Source organism: Prolixibacter sp. DSM 2831 (assembly GCF_056493735.1).
Genome location: NZ_CM151379.1, coordinates 3,340,595 through 3,365,289, shown reverse-complemented (window position 1 = coordinate 3,365,289; position 24,695 = coordinate 3,340,595). Strand labels below are relative to the sequence as shown.

Annotated in this window: 25 protein-coding genes; 23 read left to right on the top strand and 2 right to left on the bottom strand. The window is 40.5% G+C overall.

Going from position 1 to position 24,695, the window contains the following annotated elements:
* Window positions 1-28: 28 nt before the first annotated feature.
* The 5 genes from AC060N_RS13680 (at window position 29) to AC060N_RS13660 (ending at window position 5,303) form a co-directional block, all read left to right on the top strand.
* Window positions 29-763 (top strand): head GIN domain-containing protein, encoded by a 735-nt coding sequence (locus AC060N_RS13680; RefSeq protein WP_479524301.1) that lies wholly within the window; start codon window positions 29-31, stop codon window positions 761-763.
* 587 nt (window positions 764-1,350) lie between these two features.
* Window positions 1,351-2,190, top strand: coding sequence for a DUF4339 domain-containing protein (locus AC060N_RS13675; protein WP_479524300.1), 840 nt, complete (start codon window positions 1,351-1,353; stop codon window positions 2,188-2,190).
* A gap of 365 nt (window positions 2,191-2,555) precedes the next feature.
* On the top strand, window positions 2,556-3,917 hold the full coding sequence (locus tag AC060N_RS13670) for an AAA family ATPase (protein WP_479524299.1): 1,362 nt from the start codon (window positions 2,556-2,558) through the stop codon (window positions 3,915-3,917).
* A 3-nt stretch (window positions 3,918-3,920) separates the two neighbouring features.
* The gene (locus tag AC060N_RS13665) at window positions 3,921-4,532 is read left to right on the top strand and encodes an RloB family protein (RefSeq protein ID WP_479524298.1); all 612 of its coding nucleotides are present in this window, start codon (window positions 3,921-3,923) and stop codon (window positions 4,530-4,532) included.
* Between the two features lie 42 nt (window positions 4,533-4,574).
* A complete protein-coding gene (locus tag AC060N_RS13660) occupies window positions 4,575-5,303 on the top strand; it encodes a class I SAM-dependent DNA methyltransferase (protein WP_479524297.1) in 729 nt (242 codons plus the stop codon).
* 103 nt (window positions 5,304-5,406) lie between these two features.
* On the opposite strand, the gene AC060N_RS13655 is transcribed toward AC060N_RS13660, so the two are convergent.
* Window positions 5,407-5,895, bottom strand: a complete 489-nt coding sequence (locus AC060N_RS13655) for a YybH family protein (protein WP_479524296.1) — start codon at window positions 5,893-5,895, stop codon at window positions 5,407-5,409.
* 200 nt (window positions 5,896-6,095) lie between these two features.
* Here AC060N_RS13655 and AC060N_RS13650 point away from each other — a divergent pair, with 200 nt between their 5' ends.
* The 16 genes from AC060N_RS13650 to AC060N_RS13575 all read left to right on the top strand — a co-directional run bounded on the left by AC060N_RS13650 (window position 6,096) and on the right by AC060N_RS13575 (window position 20,590).
* A complete protein-coding gene (locus AC060N_RS13650; protein WP_479524295.1) occupies window positions 6,096-6,575 on the top strand; it encodes a hypothetical protein in 480 nt (159 codons plus the stop codon).
* Window positions 6,576-6,936: 361 nt separating this feature from the next.
* Window positions 6,937-7,932, top strand: coding sequence for an IS110 family transposase (locus AC060N_RS13645; protein WP_479524294.1), 996 nt, complete (start codon window positions 6,937-6,939; stop codon window positions 7,930-7,932).
* Window positions 7,933-8,200: 268 nt separating this feature from the next.
* Entirely contained in the window at window positions 8,201-9,352 is a 1,152-nt protein-coding gene (locus AC060N_RS13640; protein ID WP_479524293.1) for a DUF4221 family protein, read from the top strand.
* A 193-nt stretch (window positions 9,353-9,545) separates the two neighbouring features.
* Entirely contained in the window at window positions 9,546-9,917 is a 372-nt protein-coding gene (locus tag AC060N_RS13635) for a VOC family protein (protein WP_479524292.1), read from the top strand.
* A gap of 141 nt (window positions 9,918-10,058) precedes the next feature.
* A complete protein-coding gene (locus AC060N_RS13630; protein WP_479524291.1) occupies window positions 10,059-10,445 on the top strand; it encodes a hypothetical protein in 387 nt (128 codons plus the stop codon).
* Window positions 10,446-10,864: 419 nt separating this feature from the next.
* Window positions 10,865-11,521: a transglycosylase domain-containing protein gene (locus AC060N_RS13625; RefSeq protein ID WP_479524290.1), complete on the top strand. Its 657-nt coding sequence runs from the start codon at window positions 10,865-10,867 to the stop codon at window positions 11,519-11,521.
* A 148-nt stretch (window positions 11,522-11,669) separates the two neighbouring features.
* The gene (locus tag AC060N_RS13620) at window positions 11,670-12,032 is read left to right on the top strand and encodes a hypothetical protein (protein ID WP_479524289.1); all 363 of its coding nucleotides are present in this window, start codon (window positions 11,670-11,672) and stop codon (window positions 12,030-12,032) included.
* 71 nt (window positions 12,033-12,103) lie between these two features.
* A complete protein-coding gene (locus AC060N_RS13615; RefSeq protein ID WP_479524288.1) occupies window positions 12,104-12,961 on the top strand; it encodes an energy transducer TonB in 858 nt (285 codons plus the stop codon).
* A 99-nt stretch (window positions 12,962-13,060) separates the two neighbouring features.
* Window positions 13,061-13,894, top strand: a complete 834-nt coding sequence (locus AC060N_RS13610; RefSeq protein ID WP_479524287.1) for a hypothetical protein — start codon at window positions 13,061-13,063, stop codon at window positions 13,892-13,894.
* Between the two features lie 126 nt (window positions 13,895-14,020).
* Window positions 14,021-14,620: a magnetosome magnetite crystal formation protein family gene (locus AC060N_RS13605; RefSeq protein WP_479524286.1), complete on the top strand. Its 600-nt coding sequence runs from the start codon at window positions 14,021-14,023 to the stop codon at window positions 14,618-14,620.
* Between the two features lie 54 nt (window positions 14,621-14,674).
* A complete protein-coding gene (locus AC060N_RS13600) occupies window positions 14,675-15,187 on the top strand; it encodes a hypothetical protein (RefSeq protein WP_479524285.1) in 513 nt (170 codons plus the stop codon).
* Between the two features lie 269 nt (window positions 15,188-15,456).
* Window positions 15,457-15,912 (top strand): hypothetical protein, encoded by a 456-nt coding sequence (locus tag AC060N_RS13595; RefSeq protein ID WP_479524284.1) that lies wholly within the window; start codon window positions 15,457-15,459, stop codon window positions 15,910-15,912.
* A gap of 136 nt (window positions 15,913-16,048) precedes the next feature.
* The gene (locus AC060N_RS13590) at window positions 16,049-17,098 is read left to right on the top strand and encodes an alpha/beta fold hydrolase (protein WP_479524283.1); all 1,050 of its coding nucleotides are present in this window, start codon (window positions 16,049-16,051) and stop codon (window positions 17,096-17,098) included.
* Window positions 17,099-17,314: 216 nt separating this feature from the next.
* Window positions 17,315-18,367, top strand: a complete 1,053-nt coding sequence (locus AC060N_RS13585; RefSeq protein WP_479524282.1) for a mechanosensitive ion channel family protein — start codon at window positions 17,315-17,317, stop codon at window positions 18,365-18,367.
* 229 nt (window positions 18,368-18,596) lie between these two features.
* Window positions 18,597-19,502, top strand: coding sequence for a competence protein CoiA family protein (locus AC060N_RS13580; RefSeq protein ID WP_479524281.1), 906 nt, complete (start codon window positions 18,597-18,599; stop codon window positions 19,500-19,502).
* A gap of 203 nt (window positions 19,503-19,705) precedes the next feature.
* Window positions 19,706-20,590, top strand: coding sequence for a leucine-rich repeat domain-containing protein (locus tag AC060N_RS13575; RefSeq protein ID WP_479524280.1), 885 nt, complete (start codon window positions 19,706-19,708; stop codon window positions 20,588-20,590).
* 19 nt (window positions 20,591-20,609) lie between these two features.
* Here AC060N_RS13575 and AC060N_RS13570 read toward each other — a convergent pair whose 3' ends face one another.
* Window positions 20,610-22,661, bottom strand: coding sequence for a helix-turn-helix domain-containing protein (locus tag AC060N_RS13570; RefSeq protein WP_479524279.1), 2,052 nt, complete (start codon window positions 22,659-22,661; stop codon window positions 20,610-20,612).
* Between the two features lie 232 nt (window positions 22,662-22,893).
* Between AC060N_RS13570 and AC060N_RS13565 the strand changes: the two genes are divergently transcribed.
* Together AC060N_RS13565 and AC060N_RS13560 are read left to right on the top strand one after the other, a co-directional pair.
* Window positions 22,894-23,475, top strand: coding sequence for an ankyrin repeat domain-containing protein (locus AC060N_RS13565; protein WP_479524278.1), 582 nt, complete (start codon window positions 22,894-22,896; stop codon window positions 23,473-23,475).
* Between the two features lie 105 nt (window positions 23,476-23,580).
* Window positions 23,581-24,621 (top strand): serine hydrolase domain-containing protein, encoded by a 1,041-nt coding sequence (locus AC060N_RS13560; RefSeq protein WP_479524277.1) that lies wholly within the window; start codon window positions 23,581-23,583, stop codon window positions 24,619-24,621.
* Window positions 24,622-24,695: the final 74 nt, after the last annotated feature.

Genomic DNA, 24,695 nt, shown 5'->3' with positions numbered 1-24,695 from the left:
TGAACCATTAACCTGAAACGTTGCCAATATGAAACGACCTGCACTTATCATTACCGCCCTGATAATGCCAATCCTGTGGCTGGTTTCCTGCGATAGCGACACCATCCGCATAACAGGCGAAGGCCCGGTGGTCACGAAGACCATTACGGTTCCTGATTTCACCGGCATTGATTTGGCCGGGGCAGCCAACATCATTATCACACAGGGAGCCACACAAACAGTGGAAGTGTCGGCTCAGCAGAATATCATCGACCGGTTGGAAACCAATGTGTCAGGAGGCATTTGGACCGTGAAACTGGAAGACGGGAATTACACTAATTACGATTTAACGATTCATATCACCGTTCCTGTCATCAGCAGCTTGCTGGTCAGTGGTTCGGGAAACATCGAAGTGAACGATTTTACCGGGCAGGATGATTTGGTGTTGACCATTACCGGTTCGGGAAACATTGAGATGAACGCTTTCGGTGGTTGTGAAAATTTGTCGGTTACCATCACCGGAAGTGGAAACGTGATGGGGACGAAGAATTTTCCCGATTTGAAGAATCTGGACGTTGTAATTAGCGGCTCCGGCAATTTTGCCGCCTATCCGATTGTTTCGGACAATTGCCACATCAGTATTCCCGGCAGCGGTGTTTGCTTCGTCACGGTTAACGATGCCCTGAACATCAGCATCAGCGGCTCGGGAAGTGTTTTCTACAAAGGAAACCCAACCGTTACGCAAACGATTACCGGTTCGGGAGTCGTGATGAATACGAATTAGTTGTCTGTAACGGTTAATCGATCTATTACAAACTTCAATTTAATTGTTATTTCAAAATCAAGCGGATTAAAAAATGCTCCCAGCACAACTGGAAAACCATCCGGACGAGGAAGAGCTAACAATCCTCCAAAAACAGGAGGTAAAAAAGGATAAATCCGAGTTTCAGGATTTATCCTTTGCAGTTACCATTTGTAAAAAGCCTTTTGCGCTCTTTGCGAAAACCTTTGCGGGCTTTGCGAGGAGCTTTTTCTTTACCACGAAGGACACAAGGATTTTCACGAAGACCACAAAGAATCCCCTCATCGAAGTCGAACAATAGTAATCACAGAAACTCCTTAACCTGAAACCGGCGACCATTTTATATCCATTCTTAATAGTCTGAAGTGATTGCTAATGAACAATAAATTAAATTAGAAATACTACTTTCGTGTACTAATTGCGGATCCTGTTCGTTTTTGATAATACATCAGAATAAAATCTGAGCAAACCTTTCCCGGCAAAACTGGCAAATGGAGACGTCTTTTGGGCATGGCGCTCCGGTATTATGGATGAAAAAGAACCTAACCGGGAGCAAGGAATGAAAATTTATGAAAGAGTGGTATTACATTGCTGACGGCGATCGATTCGGACCGTTTAGCCTGGATGAACTGAAAGGAAAGATTGGTGAAACGACGAAGGTCTGGAAACAGGGGCTGACCAAATGGGAAAAGGCAGTGCTCGTGCCTGAGCTGGCCATTTTCTTCCGCGACACCCCACCGCCGGTTCCCGAAGATGATCGGCGGATTGGCCGGGAGACCAAAGCCTTCCGCTACATTCATGCGGGCATTTCATCGGGCTGGATATTCCTCTCAATGCTGGTGGTCGAAATCATCCTGCAAATGCTCGACATGGATGATACCCGTCTTTACGGCCTCGTGCTGTTTCTGAGCCTCATGGCGCTCGTCCGCTTGTTGACTGGTATGAAGAAATACCTCTCACTGCTCCTCGAAATCAGGAAGCCGGCTGTCAACATCAACTGGATCATCGTGACCTCCATTCCCATCTACATCCTGATGGCTTACGAGCGGGGGCGCGTCATTGATGAGACGTTGTACAGCTATGGTATCCTGATAGTAGTACTGGCCTTCATCCTGAACGGTTATCATTACCTCCGGCTGGCCCAAAAGCTGAGTCTGCAAAAAAGGGTAGGAGTGATCGCTTTCCGGAACTTCGCCTACCTGCAGTTCTTCTACAGTATCCTTGTGTTTATGGTGGTTATTGTGGCCCTGTTTCTCATGATTTTCACCGACAGTACCGCACTCAGTTCGCCGTTAACCCTGCGTGAAGGCCTTACGGTGTTGTTCATCGAAATGCTGCCGTACCTTTTCCTGCAGTACGGTTTAATGAAAGTAAAGCGGAACTACTTTGTGCAGCAACCGGCCTGGTAAGAGATATATAAAAGTATTGCAGTGTTGACAATATCTTCTGCATTATACCGACTAAGATTTATTTTCAGATGAAGTCGTGGTATACCCCATTTGTACAGTTTTATTAAGACCAACTGCATTTTCAATAGTTATACCAATTTAAAAGATGTTGATAATCAGTGTTCTTTTAGGTATGGATTTTATTGTAGAGTGAGTTATTCCTAACGACGGCGCCTACATCTTAAAGCATATCAATAATACAAGGTGATTTAACAGAATTACAAGAGATATTTTCTCTTAATTGTTTTGTTTTTGGAGTTGTGTTTTTTTATTTTGTATGAAAAATAGAGAAAGAAGAGAAACTTTCTCTCTAAATACGAATAGATATGTTAATAAGATTTGTTGTCAGTAATTTCATGTCTTTCAAAGATGAGACTGAGTTTAATATGCTGACCGGGAAAAACTATAAATTACATAAAGATCATATTAATGAGACTCATTCAGGTGTTAAGCTTATTAAATCAGCTGCTATTTATGGAGCTAATGGGTCTGGGAAAAGCAATTTAGTAAAAGCGTTTGCCTTTTTAAAAAATATTATAGTAAACGAACCAGCTGATGAGCCAATAATTGTGCCTGCTAGCAAAAAATTTAGACTTGAAAAGTCATATAAGGATAAGGCTACTACATTTCGGGTTGAGTTTGAACACCAAAATACTCATTTTGATTATGGCATAGAACTAAACAAAGGTCGTGTTGAAGATGAGTGGTTGTACGTTATCGAGTCTTTAGATAAAAATACCGAGGATTTGGTATACAGGAGAAAATATGGCGAACCGATTCAGTTCAGTTCATTGATAACAGATGATGAGCTAGGCTTTGTGCGGGGCTACGAGAAAAAGTTATTGAAAGAAAATGTGCCGTTTCTTTCAGTCGCGTATGAAATATTTGAAGAAACAGATTTGTTTAGCAAAGCATTAGGTTGGTTTTCACGATTGAAGGTGATAGATCCTTATGGAGAACTTCTTTCTGTACCTATTATATCTTCAGAAGAAGATTTGAGACTGTTTACTAGTAAACTTTTAAATGAATCAAAGACGGGGGTAGAATCTTTAAGTATTCGAGAAGTTCCATTTGATGTATTTTTTAGTTATGAAGAGAAAGAGTTAAAACAAGAAATAGAGGATTCGCTTTGGGAACATTATGAAAAACAGAAAGATTATATCGATAAAACTGAACAGTATTCATTAGGAAGAGCCTTCTATAAAGATAATAAGTTGAATTTTGCCACAATTGTTGATGAAAAACCAGTGATTTTGGTAATAAAATCTATTCACATAAATGATGTTGAATTTGATTTATACGAAGAGTCTGATGGAACAAATCGATTATTTGAATTAACGCCAGCTTTTTATGATTTAATCTTCCATGATAGGATTGTAATTATTGATGAAATAGAAAGAAGTATGCATCCTATTTTAGCTAAACAACTATTGAATTTATATTTAAACAACTCAAAAGTGAAAAGTCAGTTGATATTTACCACGCATGAGAGTAATTTATTAGATCAAGATATTTTAAGACAGGATGAAATTTGGTTTGTCGAAAAGAGTACTGACGGAAGTAGTGATTTTTACCCCTTGAGTGATTTTAGCGAAAGATATGATAAGGACATAAAGAAAGGTTATTTGCAAGGTAGATATGGAGCAATCCCATTTATGTCTAACTTGGCTGATCTAAATTGGAAATAGTTAATGGAGAGAAGAGCTTTATCATATCAAAGAAGAGAAGCGTTTCGAGATGCTTCAATGATTATTATTGGTTATGAAGGACAAAGAAAAGAGCCCAAATATTTTAGCGAGCTCGAAAGGAGACTTTTAGAACCAAGAAAAGCTTTTATTCATCCTCTTCCACCTCAAAATGGTGAATCAGCTCCAAAGAGAGTGCTCGATAGAGTGAAAACTTTTGTTGAAGATCCCCATCGAGGAGTTAATATAGAATCCGATGATCAAATCTGGTTTGTACTTGACGTTGACGCATATCCTAGAGAGCAGTATGAACTAGTTAATGATTTCTGTTCGAAAAGTTCTCAACGGCATCTAGCGATGAGTAATCCTTGCTTCGAAATTTGGTTGTGGATGCATTTAGGAGATATTGATGCTTTAGAAAGCAAAAAACCGCGACAGTTGAAGCAAGAGTTGCATGAAAAATCGACAAGTATGAAATTTGATGGTGACTATCTTCCGTATATAGATAATGCAATACGAAGAGCGCGAGATGCTGACGTAAGTTCTACTTATTTTCCTGTAGAAAAATCATCTAAGGTATATCTGCTTGTAGAAGAATTACTAAAGTTTCAACGATAGATAATAAACTAAGCGGAGAGAACTTAAAAGAGGTCCCAAACCATGACCCAACTCTATACCACACTGGCCCGCGTGTATCACGAGATGTACCAGCACATCTTCGATTACGATGAAGAGTACCGCTTCTACGACGACCTCTTGCGGAAGAACCGTTGCAAAAAGATTCTCGAAGTGGGATGCGGCTCGGGCATGCTGGCCCGCCGGTTCCTCACCAACGGATACGACTACACGGGCTTGGATGTCGCTGGAGAAATGCTGGATATTGCCCGGCAAGAGATACAACAGGATGTGTTCGTTCAAAGCGATATGCGCAACCTCCGTTTCAACAATGAGTTCGATGCCGTGCTCATCACTGGTCGTTCGCTGGCGTATGTCACCGACAACATAGGAATCGTCGACACCCTCACCGGAATTCACAACGCACTGAAGGAAACCGGGCTGTTTGTCTTCGGTGTCTTCGAAGCCCAAGGTATCTTCGAGAATTTCGGCGATTTCGAGCAAACCATCGAATTGCCGGATAAAAAGATACAGCGAATCAGTCACCTCGAAAAGAACCTCGAAACCGGCTGGACCTGGAACTGGCAGGCCCGCTACATCATCGAGAGCGGTGGGAAAGTCACCGAACATAAAGATAAAACCACCTTGCGGGCCTTCACCAAAGACGAAATCCAGCTCTTCCTAAAACTCACCGGTTTCGACATGGTGGAGATACAGGAGGAGAGCAAAGCGATGACGCTCATCACGCAAAAGGCAGAGAATGTCCTTCATTAAACCCTGAATCTGGTCTGAAACCAAAAGAACTATGAGGTGAAAAGTGCGCATCCTTCCGAACAATCGAACTGTCTTGTCCTGAAATAGGTTTACAAAATGTAAATTACTCCTGAATCGGAACCGGCTGTGCCGTGTCGCTGGTAAAACTCAGGGCAACGATATACCAGTTGTTGTCAATCTTTTTCCATACGGCCAGATATTTTCCCTTGTCCAGTAAATCCCCGTCACTTCCTTCCATAATGACTCGATTAACGCCGATCTCATAAGCCAAATCGCCACTTTGTGAGATGAACATGTTTGTTGTCTTTCCGGAAAACGATTTAAACCCAGGTGTTGAAAACATTTGCTGATACAAATCTCTTAGAGTGTCCAACCCCTGAATTTGTGGACCACCGGCGTATTGAATCACAGCGTCTTTGGCGTAGAAGCTTACTGCTTTTTCAGTGTCTTTCGCTGATTCAGCAGCAACAACTCCTTTAGAGCGGGATTTTACCTTTGACAGTTCTTCATCGACATTGATTCTTGATTGTTGGCAATTACAAAGGAAAGCGAGAGGAAGAGCCAACAGGAAAATGCTAATAGGACGTTGCATGATTTGATTCCTCCATATATTAAGTAAGACATTGCTTCGGGAGGTGTTAGGAATCGAAAGATACATTGGCTATTAGTGAAAGTCAATGATGTGATTGAATTTATTTCACAAATTTTATTATCTTCAATAGCCTAAACTAACCCTGAGATAAGTGAATTTTTTTATCTCTGCAGATCGAGAAACAAACTAATTACTAACCCATGAAAAGAAGACTAACCAAAGAAGACATTCGCCTTTTGAAGTATGAAAAACGAAGCGGCTATGTTTTTGCCGGGATGATTTTGCTGGCAGGAATCCTGTTCAATTTCATCGATTTGGCCATGACAGATATCATTCATCAGCATACCGTGCTAGTGGCTATTGATATGGGTATTATTGGATTGAGCTGGGTGACGTTGCATCGGATTAACCGTGATTTGAACCGGGACCTGGAAGCGGGCTACCGAACCGTCAGGATGGAAAAAGTCACCGGAAAAATGAAACATACCGGTCATGAAGCCGGAAGTGGTACGTTATCGAATCAGGAAATGAAATCCATCGATAAATTTCAGTTGATTATCAATCAGGCTGCTTATGATGTTTCCAGGGAGTTTTTTGATAAAGTCAGCGAAGGCGACGAAGTAGAGATGTATTTTGCGCAACACAGCCATGTATTGTTAGGGATTTCCTTGTCAGAATGATAAAACCGCGAAACCCTGAATGTGAGAAGGTGGGGAAGTGAGAAATCCCGACGGGACGACCATAACCACCGGAGCAATGTGAACTACGGTAACTTCTGGCGAACCTGAAACTTGAAATCATTTTCATTCCACGCAAAGGACCGTTAGACTTGCATTTTAATAGAGGAGTAAGTTTGGTTATACTCATAGCATAAATAAGAGACTCCCGTATGTAGCGTTACCTTTAGCAAAGGACCAGGTTTTAAACCTAATTTGCGTATTAAGAACTACATACGTTTGAGTTAAAGCCAGAGAGTATTTAGGGTATAACCCATTATCACGGTTTTTGCCACTCAATTGGAGCCTCTATAAATAAAACACTATGAGACAAATTTATGGTATCGATCTTTCAAAGGAAAAGTTTAATGTGAATTTTCTTTCTGAAGAGGGAATTATTAAAGAATTGGAAGTTAAAAACAACTACAATTCTATTTGTGAGTTTTTATCTGATTTACCTTCAAGTTCAACCTTATGCATCGAACATACAGGCATTTATGGTGACTTACTTATTTTTCTTGCTAACTGTTTTGAAGTAAGCATCAGTGCTGTTTCTGGCTATGAGATTAAGCACTCATTGGGTCTTCAAAAAGGGAAAAGTGATCCGGTAGATGCAGCCAGGATAAGAGAGTATGGGGAACGGTTTTCTGATAAACTAAGACCGGCTGAATATGCAGATGAGACCATCCATGAACTTCGTGAGTTACACAACTTACGGCAAGTGTTGGTGAAAAACAGAAAGATACTTTTAACGCAAGGGAAAGACAAAGGCAGGCTTCCGTTCAAGTCATTAAGAGCTCACTATATCGCAACTGAGGTGATCGCTGATCTAAGTGAACAAATCAGTTCAGTTGAGCAAGAAATACAGAAAATAATCAACGCCAACCAGGAATATGCTCAGAACAGTGAACTTATTTGCAGTATAAAGGGAATAGGACCTGTTACAGCCAATGAGCTAATCATAAAGACACATAACTTTACAAAGATCCGAACAGCCCGCCAGGCTGCTTCTTTTGCAGGAATTTGTCCCTTCCCTAACAGTAGTGGCAAGATGGTAAAAAAGCACAGAATAAGTTCAATGGGTGATCGATCATTAAAAACACTTCTGTATTTATGTTCAACATCTGCGATCACTTACAACAAAGAGATGAAAAACTATTATATCAGAAAGAAAGCAGAAGGGAAACCTTCTTATTTAGTACTAAATAATGTAGCCAACAAACTACTGAGAATAATTTATGCGATCCTGGAATCCGGACAAAAGTATGATATAAACTACTTGTGTCTTGATCCCAGAATAGCTGACAAAAAAGTAGCCTGAAAATTTGGATTAATCAGAGTATACGCAAAGATTTTCGCAAAAGAACGCCAAAACCCTCCACTGATGGGCAAGATTTTATCTACAGATGAACCCCGCGACGTTCTTTGGGACAGGCACAGAGAGAATTCTACATCGAAGCCAAACAATAGTAACGACAGAAACAACAGAAACAATGTCAACCACAGCAACATCTTGCGAACCTGTAACTTGAAACCTGAAATGGTGTAACCGTGAAATTGTCAACATATAACCTCAAACCAGAAAACCAATGAAACCATTATTTATCATCGTAATCTTTTTGATTTTTGTTTCGTGCCATTCAAATCGGGCAGGAAAGAATGATGCTTCAGAGAACGCACATTATGTAACTAAGCTGAAGGCGGCAGATAAAAAGCTCACCTTTCAACTGAATAGCTGGCTTGTAAACCGGTCGGTTTGTTTACAGCCCTACACCTCGCCCGATTCGTCCCACTACCTGTTTTACCTGAGCGGGTATACCCACCAGCTTTGTGTTTTTAATCTTGACTCGGAAAAGCTGGTCAACATCATTAAGTTGCAACCACGGGGACCTAATGGCGTGGGAGATGCCAATGGCTTCGAGGTACTGAGTTATGACAGTATCTGCGTAACATCCAATTTCCAGAGAAGGCTGTTCATCATCAATCAGGAAGGGAAGCGGACTTCGACGATTGACTATTCAAAGTATCAGCAGGACCAAATGGTGTATGCCCCCAATTCTCGTTCGCTGGAGAACATGCGCATGGGCTTTAAGGACTCGAAATTATATATTCCTTTTTATCCGGGGTTTGACGAAAGCAATTATAAAAGCATTGCGCCGGAGAAAGTCCGGATGGTTGCCGAGCTTGATACGGTTGCAAAGACTGCCCGAATGGTGGATATTGGTTTACCCAAAGACTTTTGGACCAGCAAATTTTATCCGCCGTTCTTCGGTTTTTTCGTTGAAAAGAACAGGTTCTTCGTCAATTTCATGTACTATGAAGATGTGTTTGTTTCCGATGACGCAAAAAACTGGAAATCATATCCGGCCAAAAGCAAGTATATCGATGTTAGGAATGGCAAATTCAAATTTGGACAAGGACTGAATCCTCATTATATAAGATTGGTAGCCGATCCCTACCGGGATGTTTTTTACCGGTTTGCCATCCAGGAACATGAGTGTACAGAAGACAGATCATACAGAGACTTGATCAGTTATCCCCCGGATTTTTCCATCATGATTCTGGATAAAGACATGAAAGTCATCGGGGAAACACTTTTTCCAACCGATGTATACGACATGAATGGGTATTTCATCACGAAAGATGGATTGTATTTGTCATTGAGTAATCCGTACAATCCGAATTACAATGTCGATTTGCTGGAATTCCAGTTGTTTAAACTGGAGAAGGAAAAAATATGAATAATGAGAAATGAACAAAAAAGAGGTCTAAAGTCTAATGTCTTTCCTCTGGCGTCTCTGGTCTTAAAACTTAACTCCTAAAACTTAAAACTCTTCTAACAACAGAAACTACAGGAACAATAAAAACAGCGAAGCATAACCTGAAACCTCCAACTGTCTCATCTGTTATTCCCATAAAACAACTTGACAACAGATGAAACTACGCGTAGCCCGGCACACGAACGATTTTGCACCACTTTTCGAATTTTACTGTGATGCAGTGGGATTGGCACAATTAGGGGGATTCCATGATCACGATGGATACGATGGCATCTTCCTGGGAAAGGAGGGAACTGGTTGGCACCTCGAATACACGAAATCTGGTGAGGCACCGAATCATCACGCTGACAAAGATGATTTGCTGGTATTTTATGTTGAAACGGAGCAGGAATACACGGAATTGAATCAACGAATCCAAAGAAAAGGTTTTCAACCAGTGGAACCGGTCAATCCTTACTGGAAAGCAAATGGAATGACGTATGTTGATCCCGATGGTTTTCGCATCGTGATCTCCATCCCGAAATAGGCAACCGGTTTCTTCACGTAATGTGATCAAATCATGACAAACGCGATTCCACGAGCGACTTTCCTACAACGTTTCATTGAAATTCCGTAACTTATTCAACGAGGCAGAATTCTAAATGACCAGTAACCAAAAACCAACCGTATGGAATTCAGTTCGCTCACCATTGTATCCGTCATCGTCATCATTCTGATGGTACGATTTTCGTTGCGTCAGCGGTATCCCAATCCAACGAAGCAGTTGATGGTATTGTTGGTGTTAAGTTTGTTGGCCATAGTTTGCATGGCGTGGGAGCGATACACAACCGGTTTTGGACTGCCCTGGTGGATATATTACCCGGTTCCGTTACTACTGACTTTGTTGTTCCCCATTTTCTGGTTTCGTATGAAGCGAAGTGAAGCCGTTACCTACTTTTTGCTCACGATCCTGGCGGCGCCGGTGTCTCACATACTCTATTCGTTACTGGGATGGAAGGAATTTATGCCTTTCATAGAGGTCCCCTCACTGCTGGAGATGCTGCCCAAGGTGTAAATAATCTGCATTAAATTCTGGGAAAGTGAACAAGGAAAGTATCCGGAAACCGGCCGGTCGCCGGAGATATGCTGCGAATTCCACCTTCTTCGCGTCCTTCGGCAGCCCTTCCGTCTTAAACGAAAGACCTGGGGGGTTAGATCGCCCGACGACCGGTACCGGTTAAAATCTTGCTATGGTTGCTTTCGCAACTTCCTAATAACGATGTTCCGGATATTCCGATGTAAAAACGTTGAAAGGCAGTGTTTTATTGTTTTGTTGAAAAAGTTTTAAATGTAAAGACCAGAGACAACAGAGGAGAGACAGAAGAAAGAAGACTTCCCGGTTTGTTCTTGACGTTCACCAAATCACAGCAATGAACGTCGGTAAAATTGAAAGATTTTGTTAACTTTCTTGAAGCCAACAACCAGTTACTTTAGATGAAAAACAAAAGGTTGAAAATATTCTTTATCATCATCGGGCTTTTGATCATAGGAATTCCCGGAGTGGATTTAATCATTGCCAAATCCAAAACAGAGCGGTTGGTTCAGGGATTATTGAAATCCGAAAACTGTACACTCGAACTTGATTCCATCGGTGAACAGCGAATTGCTGATATGCTAACGGTGGAAGACCCCGGCTTTTATTTGCATAAGGGACTGGATTTTCATTCGCAGGGTGCCGGTTGGACGACGATAAGTCAGGGATTGGTCAAGCTGTTCTACTTTGAGCAGTTTCATCCCGGATTGGCGAAGATCAGGTTGATGCTCATTACGCGGCTGATATTCGATCCTTCCGTTTCGAAAGCAGACCAGTTAAAATTGTTTTATAACTACGCGTATTTGGGAAATGACAACGATGGAAACGAGATTCACGGTTTCTCCAATGGAGCCAAATTCTATTTTAAAAAGAGTTTCAATGAGCTGTCAAATGATGAATACCTGTCGCTGATAGCTACGTTGTTAAATCCCAATCGGTATCGGGTCGACAAGTTTCCCGATAGAAACCGGGAGCGGGTGGGACGGATAAAAAAGCTCATCAGAGGTGAATGCCAACCCATCGATTGGAAAGACTGTGAATTAGAAGGATGTAAATAATAGGGGGAAATTCAGGCAAGGATAGCCCCAGAGATTGGTCAGCGTTTTATCTAAAGGATAAAACAAGATCTCATCTCTAAATTTCGTAAGGAACGAACGGAAAATTGAAAGATTTTGTTAACTTGGGACTGACCTAACAACCAACAAAATGAAGACAGCCAGGATTTTTGTTTTTAGCCTGCTCCTTATCGTTCTATCCGTTTATTCATGCGAAAACAACGATAGTACAAGCTCATCGTATCCATACGAGGCCGAAGTACGTGGTCTTAACATGGATTGTGGCTTGTACGAAATTAAAATTACGAAAGGATTAGAGGATGTGGAGGACATGATTGGGCTTTCGCCGGAAGAAGGCGTTTACATTGCCAAGAATTTACCACAGAATTTAGAAGACCCCGGAATAATCATACTTCTTAACCTGAGAAAGCCAACAAGCAATGAACTGGGAGTTTGTTCAACGATGGGCTTGTCTTATCCATGGCTATACGTAACCAGGGCAGAGAAAAAATAAAGGTATCTCAAAAACATGATGAGCTATTTGGCTTTATAAAATAGATATTATCGGAACCGAAATTAACACTGATGAAAAGAATCTTGTATATCATCTTGTTTTTAACCCTGTCGGGGAATGCATTTGGAACAGCTCAGATTCCTGATATATTAATCTATAACGGAGATACTCTCTCTTTGTACGCTTGCCCATTAGCTTCATATCCGGAACCGGATTTTATTAGTCCAAGGTTGTTATTTGGCGGCACTGGTTGCTTCTATACAGCGTGTTGGAGAAACTATGTGGCAACCTGGGAAGTGATTAATAATGAGTTGTATCTGGTTGAAATTAGAAATGCATGTTACCCCACAGAAATGAGGGGAGTTGCGGCATCAGCTAAAGGAGGAGTTGAAAAAGACAGCATCGGAAAAGAGTATGCAGATTTAAAAGAACTATTTCCTCAGCGATTCCACAATGGAAAAGTCAAGGCAGACTGGGTGAACGGGAAACTGTATGCGCCTAAAGGTCGTTTAGTGTTTTATATACATGACGGATTCCAAAGCATTTACGAGACGGAACTAGCCCTTACGTTCAAGGATGGGATATTGATGGAATGCCAGAAACTGGATAACTCGAAAACAAAAAAGTCGAAGTATATGGAAAATCCGATGCTTTTGAGAGAATACGTCAGAAACAGTGTGCGACGGGAGAATCTGCCAGCATCCGACTCGGTGAAGAGAAGGGTTTACATCCACATCATTTCAGCAGACGACAATGGAAAGATTGATAGCGTGAAAGTGGCAAGGGGCGTAAATGAGCTGTATGATAAAGAGGCCATCCGGGTAATTAAATCAATACCGGAATGGGAGGTGCTTTACAGACACGGAAAAAGAATCAATCGTGGCTACACGATTCCGGTTATCTTCGATTTGACGGAAAAGAAAGATTGAGGCCGGAAATTTCCACAATTCGTATATTGCACGGCGCATGTATAATGGGGCAGATGTATATAATTATTGCCAAGCAAAACGACCGTTAAAAGCTAAACTATGAAAACAAAACTATTCATCCTATTTACGTTGTTCAACACAAGTTGCTTCGCTCAATTTAACTATCAAGAATCACTATCTAAACTTAAAGACTGGGAACTCATTTTTAACAAAAATGAAAAACAAGAATATGTAGAACGGATAAAATCATTAAATGAGTCTGAAAATATCTTCAGATTTTTCAACATAGACGAAATACATATTGTAGATGTTGATCAGGATGGATTGAAAGATATTTTATTTTCAGGAGAGGGAGGTTTGGATGGAGGTTTAACTCAGGTCTACCGCTCAAATGGTATCAGTTTTGAATGTATTCTCTCTGTTATTGGCAGACTTTATGATGTGTCAACCTACCACTCAGGAGAGAAAATGGCACTTAGAATAAATAATTATGCTTGCTGCGGAGGCTTTACCAATGTATTCGAAAACTACGTACTAACTCTTCAGGGAGGAAAATTAAAATACTCATTACAGTCAAGAGAAGATTATGTCCCTGAAATGGTTTTTCCAACCGTTTTTTTTGATAGGCCAATTGCGTTCAAAATCCGAAATGAGGAATACAAACTTAGATTCTCACCGGTAATTGATGATACTACGGAAATTGCCAGACCCTTTGATGCTTATGGTAACACAATAGATATTTATTCAAAAAACACAATGGGCTATGCAATAGCTGAGAGAAAAGATGATACAGGTCGGATTTGGTGGTTTGTGAAAATTGATAACAATACTTCGGGTGTTCATAGGGACGGGGACGCAGTTGGAGATAATAATAAGGAGTCTACTTATTCTTTGGGCTGGATGAGTAGTAGATATCTCGAATTGATAGAATAAATGCAAACTCGGCAACTAACCTTTCTCGCTAATAAAATTGACACCCTTGTCGTAAACATGTCACACGATAGTCGCAAGCAGCGTAAGGGTTCCAACCTATTTTTACGCTGAACCAAATCAATGAAAATGAAAAACATGAATTTGTCGGAAAGAGTCAAAGAGATTCGAATGAAAAGCGGGTTATCGCAGGAAGTACTGGCAGACGAGACCGGATTAAGTCTTCGGACCATTCAACGAATTGAAAGAGGGCAAACCGAGCCTAGAGGTGACACGTTAAAAAAGCTGGCCAATACATTAAAAGTGACGCCTGACGAGATAATCGATTGGGAAGAACAGACCGATAAAAGCTTTTTGTCAGCTTTGAACGCTTCGTCGCTGGGGTTTATCCTTTTTCCCTTGCTGGGGATTGTTATCCCGTTGTTTCTGTGGATTTTCAAAAAGGGGAAAATCGCCGGACTGAAAAGCCTGATCAGGGAGATACTAAACTTCCAGATAACCTGGACGTTGTTGTTGGTTTTGGCTTTTGTAACCTTTACGGGTATAACGATCTACCGGTTTGCCCAGGCCCAGGATATGTCGCCCGCGCTGATGATCAATCCAACCATCAAATATGTCGTTTACGGCTTCCTGTATGCCTACAACTTCATTCTGGTAATCATCAACTCCATTCGAATCAAAGAAGAAAAGGAAGCCCGGTACCAACCGAAAATACGATTCATTAGATGAGTACATTGCCATTCCAATGTCACCTAAAATATATCAATCGTTAATGCCAACAGAATGACAGGATACCAAACAATATATGAGTATCAATTTGATCGGAGTGCTGTTTGGCATATCTTCCCGATTTTCATGTTCGCAATAATTGGGTTCGGAATCGTTTATTTCATTAAAGGACAGTATAAAAACTATTCACTAAGACGTCAGATTCTGTTATTCATCGGATGGAGTATAGGTCTGGTATCGTCTGTGATTTTTCTTGTCTTTTTGGTGAAGATTCCGTCGATTCTCAAAGATGAGAGAGAATTAAAATTAATGATTGAGAATAAGACATATAAGAAAGTTGAAGGCAAGATTGAAGATTTCAAACCAGCACAGGAAAGTCCCAATCATTTTGAGAGTTTTTCAGTCAAAGGCGTTCATTTTCGATATTCAGATTATGTGATAATCGATGGATTTCATAAGAGCTCGAAAAGCAATGGACCAATAAAAGGAAACGGGCAATTGGTTAGAATAGGGTATAGGAGTAAGGATGGTGAAAATGTTATTTTAAAACTGGAAATCCCAAAGTGAGGTCTCTTTCCCAGTCTTTTCAACCATCTCTCCAACCTGAAAATCCATCCAAAATCGAAAGATTTTGTTAACTTCGAAATGACCTAACAACCAACAAAATGAAAAAAGAAAAACTGACCGATTTTCACAAGCTCCGTAATACAGAAAAAGATTTTTACCGTCAGCCTGGATAGGGGCTGGAGAACGTGTCTGTTCTTCAAACAGGAAGAAATAAACGTACTACATTACAACGACGCTAGTATACATTAAAATAACTAACCAAATATGTTATGACAAAAAAGCTGAGTATTGGATTCGTGTTTGTAATATTTCTGGTTTTACAAGGGCAAGCTCAAGAAACACCAGAATCAATGATTGCAGAATTTTTTAAAACCTACAAAGAAGAAGGTTCCTCAAAAGCACTGGATGATCTTTATGCTACGAATCCTTGGACAGCTAGAGTCCAGGATGCAATTGATAATATCAAAAATCAATTAGGCAGGTTTGATGAAGATCTGGTTGGTAAGTATTATGGATATGAGGAAATAGTAACCAAGAAACTAGGAGATTCTTACATCCTGAAATCTTATTTTTTGAAATTTGACAGGCAGTTTTTAAGATTGACTTTTCAGTTTTATAAACCTAAAGATGAATGGAGACTATACAGCTTCAAATTCGATGACTCATTTGATGACGAAATTGAGGAAGCCGCTAAGCTGTATTATTTGGAGCTGAAAAACAAATAAGGCTTTGTCGCGAGTGTAGTACCTGGCGATATCTCCGAACTATAGAACGATTTTTGGGGGAATGTCAGTGTCCCCACTCGCTGGGTGCGCTTGAGCACACGTAGCAATCGTTATAGACAAAATAAAAAGGAATAACATGAAAAATTCAATCCCAATGACTTTTAAAACAATCATATCAGCCTGCATCTTTGTTTTTTTATTTGGCTTCAGTACCACAGCAAAAGCGAATACAAACCCCGAAAGCTCTACCTCAGAAAAAGTTGAGTCAATTAACGAAAAGGTATTTATAAACAGCAACGACACAAAATTATATGCCGAAATAAAGGGAAAAGATAGGACCAAGCCGGTGATTTTATTCTTGCATGGCGGTCCCGGAGATGTAATTTTGGGATTGTTACCTTTTCAGGTATACGCGGGGAAAAATTTAGAAGAAGAATACGTTGTTGTATACCTGCATCAAAGAGGACTGGTAAAGTCGTCGCCGGTTCCGGACAGTACCCAGACCATTGAGAATCATATTTCAGATGTTGAGAACGTCGTGAATTTTCTGACTGAAAAATTGAACAGGAAGAAGATTACCTTAATGGGACACTCCTGGGGCGGATTATTGGGTGCCTTGTACCTGATGAGAGATGATAGTAAGATTGATAGATTCATAGCGATTGCGAGTCCTTTCAATTTCAAAAAGGTTAATTCAGAAGGCTTTAAATATACAATGAAATGGGCAAAATCGGTACAGAATGAAGCAGCGATAAAGGAACTGTCGGAAAAAGCGAACCCGCCCATTGACACTTTTGAAAAGCTAATGATGAAAAGCAAATGGGCAAGTCAGGCTTATGGCGGAATCGCAAAAAATCTGTCAGTGGGCAAAATACTTGAGGAGTCAGGATACAAGGAGTTTGATAAAGAGTGGCAGTTGACTACGCTGAGAGTTGCAAAAACAATGTTTGATTCCTTAAACAAAATAGACATAGAAGATGATATCAATCAAATAAGTGTTCCCATATTATTTATGGCAGGTAAGAACGATACCAATGTTCCTCCAAATACGGTTCATAATACTTTTGATAAGTATCAGCATGAAAAGGAGTTTGTGCTTTTTGAAAACAGTCACCATCTTATTTATGTGGACGAGCCTGATCTTCTTGTATCGAAGGTTAAACAGTTCATGGCTAAAGGAATATAGATACGGAGTGGAAGTCGATCGGATTTCAAAATAAGATATGTCTGTAGCATTCTGAGATAGAACAAGTCTGTCTGATTGGCGCTGAAACCTAAATGAAAAGATTTTGGTAACTTGTTACAACCCTAACATCCAAAATATAAGGAAAGAAAACTTTTGATTGGCATGAACAGGTGCGCTGAACGAAAAGGGACACAGTAGTAAAAAAGAATTGGGAAGATGGAACACATATTTGAATCATTTATTGAACCGACGGTTGTTTTACTGATTTTAGTCGTCCTTTTGATTTTCAACTCGTGGGTTTTTAAGAGAATGAAATCAACGGCATCAAATGGAAACATTACAAGAGGAGCGATTTCATTTTTCCTGGTTCTCGTTGGTCTGTTGGTTTTTATTCTGGTCTTGCCCATTGATAAATCACTGAAAGGGCAAATTCTGGCCTTTCTGGGAATAATTATTAGTGCAGGGATTGCTTTAAGTTCAACCACGGTTTTAGGCAACCTGATAGCTGGGATTATGAACAAATCCATGAACCGTTTTAGGAATGGAGACCTGATAAAGATTGGAGACTTACATGGCAGAGTGATTAAGAAAAGTGTTTTTCATACAGAAATCCAACTCGAAGACAGCAATTTTATATCGATTCCCAATCTCTATATCGCCAGCAATCCTGTTAAGTTGATACGCAAGACAAACACTGTGATTTCCGCATCCGTTTCGTTAGGATACGACATATCGCGTGATACTATTGAGAAAGCATTAAAAGAGGCAGCGATTTCAGCAGGACTGTCCGACCCTTATGTTTATATTACCAGTTTGGGGGATTTTTCAGTCGTATACAAAATTCATGGTTTTTTAGAGGACAGTAGTAGCTATTTCAGCACAAGTTCACTTCTTAACGCCCATGTCATGGATAGACTTCACGAGAAGAAAATAGAAATTGTATCACCGACTTTTATGAACCAACGACGTGTGGACGAGAAAGAATTCATCCCTAAGCAAGTCATTAAGAAAATAGAACCGGTTACAGAAAAATCTCCGGAAGATTTGATATTTGATGAGGCTATCGAATCGGGAAAAATTGAAATTAAAAGGGACTATATTAAAGAGATAGAGAAAAAGCAGGAAGCATTAAAAGATAAACTGAAGGGCTTGAAGGATGACAAGGAAATTGAAAAGACGAAATCCTTGATGAAAAGAAATGAAGATTTGAAGGAGCAACTAGAGAATAGTATCAAAGAACAGATTGAAAAAGACAAATCAGAAAAGTAGACTTCAACCATTCCACCGGCCCAAACACCAACCAAAAATCCGAAAGATTTTGGTAACTTGTAGGGAGACAGAAACTGATACTAACAAGGTGAGAATAGAAAAATCGCCCCATAATCAACAGTTTCGTGGTTCGATTGAAGGAATTTCCACTAGTGTGGGAAAGCCTTAGTCCATATTATCTTTTAACACCTTAAGAGTGAAGGTACACGTATAACTGTTAGGGATACGCATGAACAGCATAAAACAACCATATGGATTGAAAAATGGCGTAATCGTCTCAATTGACGAGGTTGAGAGTGGATTGGATTGTGATTGTATCTGCCCAGCTTGTAAAAGCAAGTTGATAGCAAAGAAAGGTTTTGAGAAACAACATCATTTTGCTCATTACAATTCTGAAGATTGTGGTAAAGGGACAGAGACAATCATTCATAGGTTATCGAAAGACCTTTTTTCAAAATCTAAGTCATTTACAACGCCTGAATTAAAACTAAGAAATTCAGATATTGTCGTTTTTGAACCGATACAGATACCGATTGATAATGTAAAGCTTGAGCATAGATTAGATGATATAATTCCTGACATAATAATCGAGAGTAAAGGGAAAGAGTTACTTGTCGAAATAACTGTAACCCATGAATTATGTTGGCCCAAAATACAGTCAATTGAAGAAAAAGGTATTTCAGCTATCGAAATTCATGCAAAAGATTTATTTGAAACTCTTTATCGAAAGGGAGACTTATTTATAAAAGATACAGCCTTTCAAGATGAATTAATAAATGGTACAAGGTATAAACAGTGGATCTTTAATGACAAATTAAAAAGAATTATAAAAAAACTAAAAGATAATTATGCTTTAAAGTACGAGCGAAAGACTATAAGATTTGACGACTATGAGTATTTACACTTTATTGACTCTTGTCCTGCAAATAAGAGATTCTGGAAAAGTGGTTTTAAAAAGGGAAAACCATACGCAAATATTGATGAAGATTGTACTCATTGTGAATATTGTGTAGGAATGGATTATAAAGATTGGACTGACCCACGATGTGAATTTCATCAACATTCATTTCCTATTGCAACCTATTGCTGTGGAGAGCATAAAAACGAATTTCAAGAATTAATTAACTCGATATAGAAATTAGATGAGAAATTGGCTGAAGTGCAGCGAAGTATTATCTATAAATGTGAGGCAAATGTTTGTGAGGCCAATTCTTTCGCAAGCATTCTGCCGCGTATAAAGTTCATCGTGATTGGACAGAAAGGCAACCCTCAATCCGTCACGACTCATTTAGTTTACTGTTCCCCATCATACCCAAAACCAGCAATCTACCGCCGAATATGGACATAAAAGAACTTTATCACGATTTGGTAAAAGCATATTCCAACGAAAACCTGAATGTCATCACCGGGAAACTCATTGTGCTTTATAAAAACCGGAATTACCGTAAGATCCGGGAAATGGCCAACAGGATATCGGAATATGTTTCCATTGACGAAGAAAAGGATGCCCGGTGTTTCTCCAGGCTAGTCATGTTGTATCATCCTGATAGGGGAGAGCAGTTTCGCCGGGAGATTAGAGTTCTGTACGAACAAAACAACTACGAGAAGCTCCGCAAACATTCACACATCCTGTTGATGGATGATATTGATTCTGTTGTCGTCACGAAAGTAGATGAAGATGTTGACTACCATCCGGAGTATGCCTGGGACGTGAATACAGACGAGGGATTTGGTTTCGAAGATGTTGATGAGGAGAATCGGGAAGCGTATGAAGCCGGGACCGCTGACTACGAAAGGTCGTTTTACAACCTGGTGAAGTTGCGGGAGTACGGAAGAGTAAACATCGAATTTCCATTTTATTACCTCGAAGATTTCGAAGATTTTGAAATGGCCTACAGTGGACTGGAGACGCTGGATGGCGTAGAACATTGTCTGCATGTGAAAATACTCGATGTTTCGAACAACTCGATATCCGATATTGAAAATCTTTGGAATCTAAAAAGCCTGGAAGAATTGTATTTGGCCAATAACCAGATTGGATATATCGATACACTAAGCAACCTGGTCAATCTGAAAGTGGTTGACCTGTCAGGAAACCAGATTGATGATGTATCTCCTCTGTTTGAATTGGAGAATCTGGAATATGTGAACCTGATTGGAAATCCGGTGCCAAAAAATCAGATTGACTTGCTGGAGGCGAAAGGAATGATTGTCACTGCTTAACTTTTTGAAATCTGATTGACTATACCAGTCCTTTATTCTCTAATATCTTTTTCAGATGATCGTGTTTTTTCCAAAACCGGTTTTTGATCTTTTGAATGGTCCTCCTAAATTCCGGGTTGTTTTTCAGCGGTTTCAGAATCGGGTCCTTATCCAGGAACAACAGAATCCAGTACTGATAATTATCCTGTGTGGCGAATACTTTGAGTTGCTCAATCGCCTTATCGTTTTTTCCTTCGTACGCGTACTTCACCGCCATGCTGGCACTCTTGTAAATGGATTGGTCTTTTTCGCAATATCCGGCATACGCTTTGAAAAACTGAGCAGCCTGTTCATCCAGCCCCATTTTTTGGTAAACCCGGGCAATCTTTACATCTTCCTGCGGATAAATATCCAGACCGTACTTCTCCCTGGCTTTGACAAATTTTTGATAATAATGAAAGGCTTGATTATACTCTTCCCCATAATAATAGAATTTGGCCACTTCCTGCAAAATATCCAACCGGGTCGTATCCTTGTTCCATTCCTGAAGCAATCGTTCTTGAGTGTCCTTTATATTACCATCTTTAGCGTACAGGATATAAGTTTTCAGTAACGGAGCATAATCATTCTGCGGATTGTAATCCAACGATTTTTTGATATAGGTGGTCGCTTCTTCCACAAAACCGTTTTGGATAAGCGCGTTGCTTAGGTTTAAATAAATATAGCTTTTGGTAATGGAATCATAGGCAGCAATATCCAGTTGTATTCCTTTTAATGCGTATGTCAGATATTTTGTCGTATTGGGAATCTCGCTGGCATATAAAGTAGAGAGCATTTGTACCACCGATGATGAATTAGGATTGTACTCCAGCGCCTTCTCCAGATAGGGCACCGCTAATCTGTATTCCTTAACCTGCATGTAATACAGCGCCTTGGCCATGAGGCTTTCGGCTGATTTGGGATCGTAAAGCAGGGCCTTGTCAGCATTGCTGTTAATTTGCTCTGTATATTGTTTTTGCTTTTGGTATAAGTCGGTATAGTAGTATGAAAAAGCCATGTAGGCATAAGCCAATGCAAATTGTGAATCTTGCCCGGTAGCTTTTTCAAATAGCGAAATGGCTTCGGCCAAACCTTCCTTTGTTCTCGTGTTATAAGGAACAAGGGCTTTCAGGTAATAATCATATGCTAACAGGTCCCCGGTAGGTTTTTTCTCAATCTGGTCCATTTCGGAAGGCCTTATTTTTGCATGAATAGCATCGGCTATTTTTCGTGCCACTTCGTTCTGAAGAGCAAATACATCTTTCACTTCACGGCTATATTGCTCACCCCAAACGGGCTGGTCGGTGGAAGCGTTTATCAACTGGACATTGAGCAAAACCTGGTTTCCAACCCGCTGCCCACTCCCTTCTACGAGGTAATTCACGTGCAGCTCATCCGCAATTTCCGGAATACTCTTATTCGAACTTCGATACTTTTCGGCCGAAGTCCGGCTAATCACCCTGAGGTCTCCAATCTTCTGCAGGTTATTCAACACCGATTCCCGGAGCCCGTTAACGAAATACAGGTTCAACGTATCACTGCTTTCGTTTTTGAAAGGTAACACGGCAATCGATTTATCCATTTTGTTCCCACCGGAAACGGTACGTTTTTTACCGAAAAGCAGGGCTGAACCAATTATCAGGACTAAAACCACGACTGAAACCAGGTGCCATCTGTATCGATTCAAAAAGGTTGTCTGCTCAGATAAATTTTCATCAGCCACAGTTCCCTTTCTGACCTCGCCGGGTGAAAATCCATATTGTTCCCGAAAGCATTTGATAAAATAGGAAGTGTTCCCAAAGCCTACCTGGTACGAAATCTCAGCGACCGTCGATGTAGTCTGCCGGAGCAGTTCCATCCCTTTGGTCAGGCGAACCTGACGAATAAATTGATTGGCAGAAAGCTTTGTATGCGCTTTGATTTTTCGGAGTAAACTGGAGCGGCTCATACGCATAGCATCTGCCAGTTCGGAAACTCCGAACTGTTCATTCGCGATATTCTCAAGAATAACCGCTTCTGCTCTTTCAATGAAGTCTGACCCCAAAATTGCCATTACTGATTCCTATGGAAACGAAAGTAGAAAAATTAAAGCAAATGCATACTATGCGGCCTTTCTCAGAATGATGAACAGGACCACTTGCTTCAAAATTGTTATTTCTGCTTCAAATTTTTTATGCCTAACGCAAACTTGACACTTTTAGCTGCATACCTCTTAGGCCTAGCATGAACGAATAGTTCACCTTTGTAAGACAGTTTTCAAAGTCAAAATATTAAAATTTAAAGTCATGAACACACTAAAAATGATTTCTTCAAAAATGTTGGTCAACTTTTCACTCGTACTCCTTCTATTACTAAATGCATGTGCATCATCGGGTGGAAACAATAACACGAAAACGGCGTCAATAACCGGGAAGCCCAAAACCGACATTCAAACCGCCATCTTATCCGGCAACCTCGAGGTAGTGAAACAACACATTGAAGCAGGAACCGATATCAATATGAAGGATCCCATGAGCGGTTCAACGCCTTTAATTATGGCTGCGACTTTTGGAAAAACAGCTATTGCCAAAGCGTTAATTGATGCACATGCGAACCTCGACATTCAGAATAATGAAGGTTCGACCGCCTTGCATGCTGCCGCATTCTTCTGCCGCATTGAAATAGTGCAGATGCTCATGGATGCTGGTGCTGATAAAACCATCCAAAACAATCATGGAGCAACTCCCCGGCAATCGGTTATTGGTCCCTTTGCTCAAATGAAGCCCATCTATGAAATGATTGGACAACAATTAAAGCCCCTCGGACTCCAACTTGACCTGAAAGAGGTAGAAATGACCCGTCCGGTTATCGCAATGATGCTGCAATAGTATATTTATTTTGTATTTTTTTCGAGTAAACAGCGTATTATAAAAAAAGTTATCTGAACATAACTTCGTTCGCCTATATTTAACAGGTTTTGAAAAATTGAAGTGATGAAAAAACAAACCAAACGAATCGTCAGAATCCTATTGTTTGTTGGGACCGCAATCTCCATGTTCTTCGTACCCTGGATTTTGGTCCGAGCCTGGATAAGGCCACTGCCCAATACCATCCAGGAGCAGCTTGATGAAGGCATTCAATATGGATTTGACGGGATGATTGTATATGTGGATGAGGCAGGCAAACCGCCGGCATTTTATGCTGCCGGATGGAAAAACAAGGAAAAGAAGATACCGGCCGACCCGCACGCCCTGTTCAAGATTGCCAGCGTCGGGAAATTATATGATGCCGTCGCGATTACCAAATTGGCTTATGCAGGGCGTTTGTCGTTGGACAGTACATTGGCTCATTACATGCCCGAACTGGTGGGACGAATTCAATACGCCAATGAAATTACCCTGAGAATGATGGTGGAGCACCGGAGCGGCATTCCCAATTTTACTGCTACCCCAAATTTTTGGACCAACCCACCCAAAACCAGCGAAGAAGCGCTGAAACGGGTACTCGATTTGCCGGCTGACTTTAAACCGGGAAAAGACTATGAATATTGCAACACCAATTATTTGTTGCTAGGTGAAATCATTCAAAAGGTGACGGGGGAGAGCAAATTTGAATACATCAAGAAGAGCATTTTGGACCCGCTTGGATTAAAACATACCTTCGGTTCGATTCATGACGTGAATATGAACGATTTGATGAGCGGCTATTACGTCGGCGTCGAGCAGGATATAAAGGATGCCGATTATGGCTCCATGGTGGCTACCGCAGAGGATGTGGGGACATTCTTACGGGCATTGAACGATGGCTCTGTATTTAAAGATAAAAAGGAGCAGGATATCTATTCCTCCATTTATCGTTACAACCATACCGGTCTGGTTCCCGGTTACCAAACGATTGCCAAATACTTCAAAGACATCGATACGGTGGTCATTCAATTTAATAATACCACTAACTTTGATGGATATGACTGGAATTTAGCGGAAATTATCTACAACCGTGTAGTCAGGATTATCAGAAGACAAAGAGAATCGTAACCGAGTGTATCCATGGATATTTCTTTTCTCTGCGAATTTCTTTGGCGTCCTTTGCGTGGAACAAAATTCTCTTG